Consider the following 6,648-nt stretch of genomic DNA (forward strand, 5'->3'; position numbering starts at 1 on the left):
CGCCACGTTCGGACACCGGTGCGCCGGTGCTCAGGCCCGGACGGTGGCAGCCGACCCGCCCGGCTGCACCTGATCGCATCTGACCGCAACTGTCGGGTGGGCAGGGCCGGCTCGCCGTCAGAGTGGACGCTGGGAGGAGGCCTGGTGATCGCAGCACTGAACCGGCTCATCGACCTGATCGAGGAGCACCTCACCGACTCGACCGGGGAGATCGACGTGGCCGGGTGGGCCGCGACGCTGGGGAGCACTGAGCACCACCTGCGCCGGATGTTCTCCTCACTGGCCGGCATGCCGCTGTCGGAGTACGTGCGCCGCCGGCGGATGACCGTGGCCGCCGCCGACGTCGTCCGCGGCGAGAAGGACCTGCTCAGCATCGCCGTGCGCCACGGGTACGGCTCCAGCGAAGCGTTCGCCCGCGCCTTCCAGGCGGTGCACGGCACCGCTCCCAGCGCAGCGCGCCGCGACGGCGGCCCGCTGCGCGCCCAACCGCACCTGAGGTTCCACCTGAGCGTGAAAGGGAACACCCCGATGGACGTCCGCATCCTGAACCGCCCGGCCTTCCGCCTCGTGGGCCACGCAGCACGCGTGCCCCTGGTCCACTGCGGCGTCAACCCGCACATCGCCGAGCACGTCGCCGCCATCCCGGCCGCGCAGCACCAGCGGCTGAAGGCGCTGAGCCAGAGCGAACCGGCCGGCCTGCTCGCCGTCAGCGACGACCTGGACCCCGACCGCGGCGAGGGCAGCGAGCTGACCTACCTGCACGGCGTGGCCGTGCACCCGGGGACACCGGTTCCCGAGGGGCTCGACGGCATCGAGGTGCCCGCCGGGACGTGGGCGGTCTTCCGCAGCGGCGGGCCCCACCCGGCGACGTTGCAGCAGACCTGGGCCGCCACCGCCACGGAGTGGTTCCCCTCCAACCCCTGGCGCCTGCGGCCCGGGTCGGAGATCGTCGCGGTGCTCGATCGCAACGAGGATTTCAGCACCGCGACGACCGAGTTGTGGTTGCCGGTGGAACCGGCGTGATCGGGGTCGGGCGACCGCGCGCAGATCGACATGACCGCAACGTCCGTGACCGTGAAGTCAGGGCGGCGGCGGTGAGCCGATCATGGCTGGTGGGCGCTGCTCGCCCTGACTACACCCCGGCGCTGTGCGGTAACCGAAGGAGCGCACCGGACGGGCCGGGAGCACGAGGTACTTGCGGCTCGAGCTGGCTCGCTGAGGCGTCGACGGCGCCTTGGTCGCCGACGACGGGCGTGCCGCTGCTGAAGGCCAGGGCGTCGTCGTAGGCGCTGCCCGTTCGTAGGCAGTGATGCAGGCAGCCCAGGAGCCGGTTGTAGGTGTTGCGCAGGGCAGCGGTGTGCAGGTCGCCTGTGGTGCGGCGGCGGTCGTAGTGAGCGCGGGGTCCTGGGGTGTGGATGGCGGCCATGGCCCAGGGGTAGCCGACGGCGTTGAGGCGTCGGTTCTTGACCTTGCGGTGGCGGACGCGGTGGGTCTTGCCGCTGGCGATGGTGACCGGAGAGGAGCCGGCGTAGGCCTTGAGTGCACGGGCGTCGGCGAAGCGGGTGCGGTCGTCACCGATCTCGGCGAGCAGGCGCGGTCCGATGAGATCGCCCACGCCAGGCAGGCTGCGGTAGATCCCCGCATCGGGGTGGGCGTCGAAGGCGTTCACGGTGGCTTGCTCCAGGTCGCGGGCTGCGTCGCAGGCGACGCGGAGCTGAGCGAGTAGGGCCTTGGTCTGGTGGGCCATCGCCTCCTCGATCAGGGGTGGCTGGTGCAGGTGCTCGCGGCGCAGGATCTCGTGCAGCTGGCGGGCGCGGTGCTCGACGTAGCGGACCCTCCCACCGCGACGCAGCGCCGCGACGATCCGGGCGTGGGTCAGGCGCGCTGCGGCTCGGGGGCCAGGGGCTGCGGCGAGTAGGCCCAGAGCATCGACGTGGTGCAGGCCCTCGTCGCGGCCGGTGAAGGCCTCCAGAGCGGCGGGGTAGTACTGGTGCAGGTGGCTGCGCAGCTCGTTGACCAGGTTGGTTCGCCGCCAGACGGCATCTTGCTGGGCGCGGGCCAGCACGGTGATGGCACGGGCCTGCTCGGTGTCGGCGGGCAAGGGTGGGTGCTCGTGGGCGTCGGTGCGCAAGATGTTGGCCAGCATCACCGCGTCGGCGTGGTCGGACTTGGCTCGGGTGACCCGGCGCCGCTCCCGGTAGCGCGAAGCCGACAGTGGGTTGATGGCGTGCACGGGGCGGCCGCTGGCGCGCAGGCACGCCACGAACAGTCCTCGGGGAGTCTCGATGGCTACCGGGATCGGGGCCTGGGGGTTGTCGCCGGCGTCGGCGAGGAGGTCGAGCAGTTGTTGGTAGCCCTGGGCGTCGTCGTTGACTCGTCTCTTGGCGACCAAGGTGCCGTCCTGGTCGAGGAGGGCGACGTCGTGGTGGTCGCTGGCCCAGTCGATCCCGCAGGTGATCTGCACGCGTGCTCCTCGGCTTGTCGGTCGTGGCGTGCGGGTCTGAGCAGGAGACGCACCGCGCCCTAATGGAAGAGCTCGAGGCTCGGCATCTGATCAGCAGTCCGGTCTCCGGCGGACCCGCGTAAGTCCTGCGGCTGAGGACAGAGCTCGTGGCTCACGGCAGCGAGAGGAGTGCTCACGTGGGGTGGACCCGCGTGACCATCTTCGCTACCGCCTCAGGTGAGGACGCGGCCGCCGCGCGGTCTGAGGGTAGGAGTCAAGCTCAGGTGGTCAGCAGGCGTCCGACCGCGTCCTCAGCCCGCCATTAGGTGGACAGCGGGACCCGACCGGCCCGGCTGCACACCGCCAACAGCTCACCAACGCCGCGACCTCACCTGCCGAGTCCGCTGGCCGTGCACAGCCTCACATCGACGTGGGTAAGGGCAGCGACCCGAACCCGACCCGATGAGCACGGAACCGGCTTGGCGCCCCACCTCAATGCACACGTCACCGCCGACGATCGCGCTCAGCCGGCTATGACGTCGGCTGTCGGGCCGAAGCGCCACGGGCTGACGCGCGTGAAGCCGCCGCGCTCCAGCGCGTCGTCCAACTCCTCGTGCGACCACAGCAGGCGCAGCGGCGCTGCCCCGGCCTCCAGGAGCTCTAGGGCCTCGGCGGTGTTCATCCCGTCGTCCACGGGCAGGCGGGTGAACTCCCGCCCGCTGCTCGTGGTCAGCACAAGGATGTCCTCGTGCAACGTGACGATGAGGTGAGCGATGGGCACCTACCCAGACTTCCCCGCGGCTAGAACCGGGAGTCACGCATCCTCTGGAAGTGCTCAGCGTAGGCAGTGATCGCAGCCTCAGCCTCATCTTGGCTGCCGTTGAACAGTCCGGCACGCAAGGGCGCCCACGACTGTCCCTGCGACGCCAGCTCCGCGGCGATGTCGTCCACCGCTGACGTGCGAGCGCGCCGTCCCCGCCACGTCGAGCGCCCGAACCACGAGGAGTGGTTGAGCCAGGACCGCTCTGGGTCATTGGCGTAACGCTCGTGTGCGACCTGCTGACTGACCAGCCCCAGCATTACCTCGGTCCGGTCGAACTCCCGTGCGTAGCTCTCGGCGTCCACGAACTGCTCCTCGAAGATCGGCCGCAGGACGGCGTGGAGCCAGTCGGCCGGTGGAGTGTAAAGACCAGGTCGCCCGCCGGGCCTGCGCAGAGTGCTGGCGATGCTGGCGAAGTCCTCGCCAGTGGTGGCGGAGTAGGCGAGGAGTTGTGCGACGTCGTCGGGGTGGGAGGGGAAGGGCTTGTACGGCGAGACGAGTTCGATCACCGGCCGCGCAGACGTCACCTCGTAAGGTGAGTGGGCGGTGGTCTCCAGCGTCAACGCCTTGAAAGCGGTCCAGTTCTGCTGGGCCACGGCCGCCAAGGCGCCGGTGAAAGTGGCTGCCAGGGCGGGGATGTACCGGGTGCCTTCTATCGTCTCGTACCCACCTCGGATGACGGTGGCTCCTGCCGTCATCGCCTGCAGGGCCGCCGTCCAGGGTCGAAGCTGCGACGGATCCGAGATGTAGCGCACCGCCACCTGCAACGACCAGCAGAAGGGCTCCACCTCCGACCACAGCCGCTGAGCGACCTGGGCGGCGGCGATCGTCACGGCCAGGTGTTCCGACGTTCCCGTGTACCGGGTCGTCTCTTCGTCGTTGATCACCTGTACGACGCGGCGAGCCTCGCTCATCACCAGGTCGTCAAGCTGGATGCGCCGGGCCGGGTCGAGCAGCAGCTCCTTGGTCGCATCACGTAGCAGTGAGGGCCGGCGCTCTGCGTTCGCCTCATCGACGACGGCCCGAGTGACGTCGACCGCGGCCGCCGTGTCGAGGCCCATTGCCGCTCGTACGGCCGTGACCAGCCTGACTGCCTCTTCGGCGTAGTTGTCGCCGAAGAGGTCGACGTACTGCAGCGTCTCCAGCGTCCGCCCTGCTCCCAGGTCCCAGTACGGCAGGGGGGTGTCGTCAAGGCGCACCGGGAACATCCATGGCTTGCCGGGCGCACGGCTGCGGAACTCCTCGACCGCGATCGTCAACTCCTCGTTCATGACCGTCTTGTCCCGCTCGCTCAGCTCCTTGGAGAAGCACGGCAGGAAGGCGAAGGCCCCAGAGCGGATCGCGGTGACGATCTCCTGCTTCCAGTCCATCCCGGGCCTGAGCTTGCGCTGGTCACGCCACACCGGGATGCCGGCCTTCTCCAAGAGCCCGTGCAGGCGTTCGACCGCTTCGATGTTCTCGCCGACATAGGAGATGAGAGCGTGAGGAGCATCGGCTGTAGCGGCCATGCTGAAGACCGTAGTCGCTGCATGTGACGGCAGCACCTGCCATCGCGCATAGGCACGATCAAGTGGACGGGCATGCCCCAGTCCACCCACCAGAACGCTCAGAAGACGTTGCGGACGTCCTCCAGCAGCTGCCACAGCAGCAGCGGGATCTCGTAGCCCTCCGGCTCGCCGTCGACGGGGGAGCGGCCGATCGGCACCACGGTCACCCCGGCCATCGCCAGCCCCTGCTGCATGTCCGCCGGCAGCAAGTCGTCCTCACGCAGCCGCAGCGCGCGGTTGCGGGTGGCCTGGTCCGCATCGGCCCACCAGGAGCGCACCGCCTCCGCCTGCGTCATGCCGCCAGCTTCCCGTCGAGCAGCTGGACGCTCAACTCGACCGCTGCTCCATGCTCAGCCGATGGGGGTGTAGGCGCTGACGCTGCCCTCGCTGTCCACCGCGACGCCCACCCGGTCGTTGACGAGCACGGGCGCGGCGCCGGGGGAGACCTCCCGGTCCGCGCCGGTCTTGGCGTCCAGCACCACGGGTCCGTTGGTGGTCGTGCCGTACACCGCGCCGTGCCAGGCGGTGCTCAGCGCCGGTGCCACCCGGGGGGACCCGTCCTGCGGCAGGTTCCACAGCCGGGTGCCGGCGGAGCCGTCGTAGGCGATGACAGCGGAGGCGGCGGCGCCGGCGTTCGTGCCGCACACCCCGGTGCCGGCGCCGTCGTCGTGGCAGGCCAGCGTGATGCCGGTGCGCCCGGTGGGGATGGTGTCGGTGACCGTGCCGGTGCCGGCGTTGAGCACCTGGAAGACGTTCTCGCCGGAGGCGTAGTCGTTGACGTTGACCCCGGCCAGGGTGGGGCTGACGGCCGAGGCGCTGACCAGGCTGGTGCCGGCGGGCGCCTGCCAGCGCAGTGTCCCGTCGGCGACGTTCAGCGCGCTCAGCAGGCCGTTGTCCTGGTCGTTGGCCTGGTTGCCCAGGACGACGTCGCCGATGCGGGTGGCCTGCAGCAGCCCCTCGTGCTGCCAGCGCTGCTGTCCGTCCTCAGGGATCAGGCCCCAGGTGATCGCTTGCTTGAAGCCGCCGTCGACGGTGACGATCACCTCGCCGTCGGGGACCTCGGTGGCACTCGTACCAACCTCACCGGCGGCGCTGCTGGTGCTCGAGGCGGCCAGGACCTTCACCACCGGCGCGGCGGCGGCCTCCTCCTGCGCCCACTGCGGCAGCTCCAGCGTGGCCTGCCACGCCTGCTCACCGGTGGCGGTGTCCACCGCGAGCACCTCGACGACCCGGTGCTCCGGGGTGGTCCCGGACGCCGGCTGCGTCACGACGAAGGCGGCCACGGCCAGGGAAGTGGTGCCCGTGCGCACCAGCGCCGGCGCGCTCAGCGGGCTGGGATTGGAAGAGGCGGGCACCACGGGAGCGGTGGGGGAGTGCAGGTCACCGGCCTTCCCGCTGACCAGGTCCACGATCTGCAAGCCGGCCTCGGTGGTCAGGTAGCCGGTGAGGTCCTGCACGCTCAAGGCCAGGTCGTCCATGAGCAGGCCGCCGAGGGAGACTTTCCCGGCCGCCGCCTGCTCGGGCAGGGCGACACCGGCGGGGTCGAAGCGCACCGGCGGGTCGAAGGAGGCCCGCTGAGCGGTGGGCTCGCCGGTGGGGGAGGGGGCGCCGGAAGGCTGCCCGCTGGAGGAGGAGCAGCCGGCCGCGGCCAGGGTGAGAGCTGCTGCTGCGGCCAATGCCATCGACCGGCGCATCGGCTGGCGCGGCGTCCTGAAGCGTCACGGCTTTGATGCCGTCTTCATGTGGGGCACGACTCCGGGATGGAGGCGTTGAGGTCAGCGTAGTGGGCGGCCTCCGCCTCGGCCGGTGGGCGGTAGCCCAGCCGAGAGTGCAGCCGG

General features: G+C 70.6%; 5 protein-coding genes and 1 pseudogene. 1 reads left to right on the top strand and 5 read right to left on the bottom strand.

Features of this window, described 5'->3' with window-relative positions:
* The first annotated feature begins 144 nt into the window (after nt 1-144).
* A complete protein-coding gene (locus tag GTR00_RS00340) occupies nt 145-1,023 on the top strand; it encodes an AraC family transcriptional regulator (RefSeq protein WP_166609680.1) in 879 nt (292 codons plus the stop codon).
* A 238-nt stretch (nt 1,024-1,261) separates the two neighbouring features.
* Here GTR00_RS00340 and GTR00_RS00345 read toward each other — a convergent pair.
* The 5 genes and pseudogenes from GTR00_RS00345 to GTR00_RS00365 form a co-directional block, all read right to left on the bottom strand.
* Nucleotides 1,262-2,464 (bottom strand): annotated as a pseudogene (locus GTR00_RS00345) (IS110 family RNA-guided transposase); the annotation flags it as partial.
* Between the two features lie 502 nt (nt 2,465-2,966).
* Entirely contained in the window at nt 2,967-3,224 is a 258-nt protein-coding gene (locus tag GTR00_RS00350; RefSeq protein ID WP_166609681.1) for a hypothetical protein, read from the bottom strand.
* A gap of 20 nt (nt 3,225-3,244) precedes the next feature.
* A complete protein-coding gene (locus GTR00_RS00355; protein ID WP_166609682.1) occupies nt 3,245-4,771 on the bottom strand; it encodes a toll/interleukin-1 receptor domain-containing protein in 1,527 nt (508 codons plus the stop codon).
* Between the two features lie 98 nt (nt 4,772-4,869).
* Nucleotides 4,870-5,106, bottom strand: a complete 237-nt coding sequence (locus GTR00_RS00360; protein ID WP_166609683.1) for a hypothetical protein — start codon at nt 5,104-5,106, stop codon at nt 4,870-4,872.
* A gap of 54 nt (nt 5,107-5,160) precedes the next feature.
* Entirely contained in the window at nt 5,161-6,492 is a 1,332-nt protein-coding gene (locus GTR00_RS00365) for an outer membrane protein assembly factor BamB family protein (protein WP_166609684.1), read from the bottom strand.
* Between the last annotated feature and the right edge of the window lie 156 nt (nt 6,493-6,648).

The sequence above is a fragment of the Kineococcus indalonis genome, from assembly GCF_009906395.1.
Classification (GTDB): Bacteria; Actinomycetota; Actinomycetes; order Actinomycetales; family Kineococcaceae; genus Kineococcus; species Kineococcus indalonis.

Coding starts and splice junctions, on each gene's coding strand:
- GTR00_RS00360 (WP_166609683.1), bottom strand. CDS start 5,106: ATGACGCAGGCGGAGGCGGTGCGCTCCTGGTGGGCCGATGCGGACCAG.
- GTR00_RS00365 (WP_166609684.1), bottom strand. CDS start 6,492: ATGGCATTGGCCGCAGCAGCAGCTCTCACCCTGGCCGCGGCCGGCTGC.
- GTR00_RS00355 (WP_166609682.1), bottom strand. CDS start 4,771: ATGGCCGCTACAGCCGATGCTCCTCACGCTCTCATCTCCTATGTCGGC.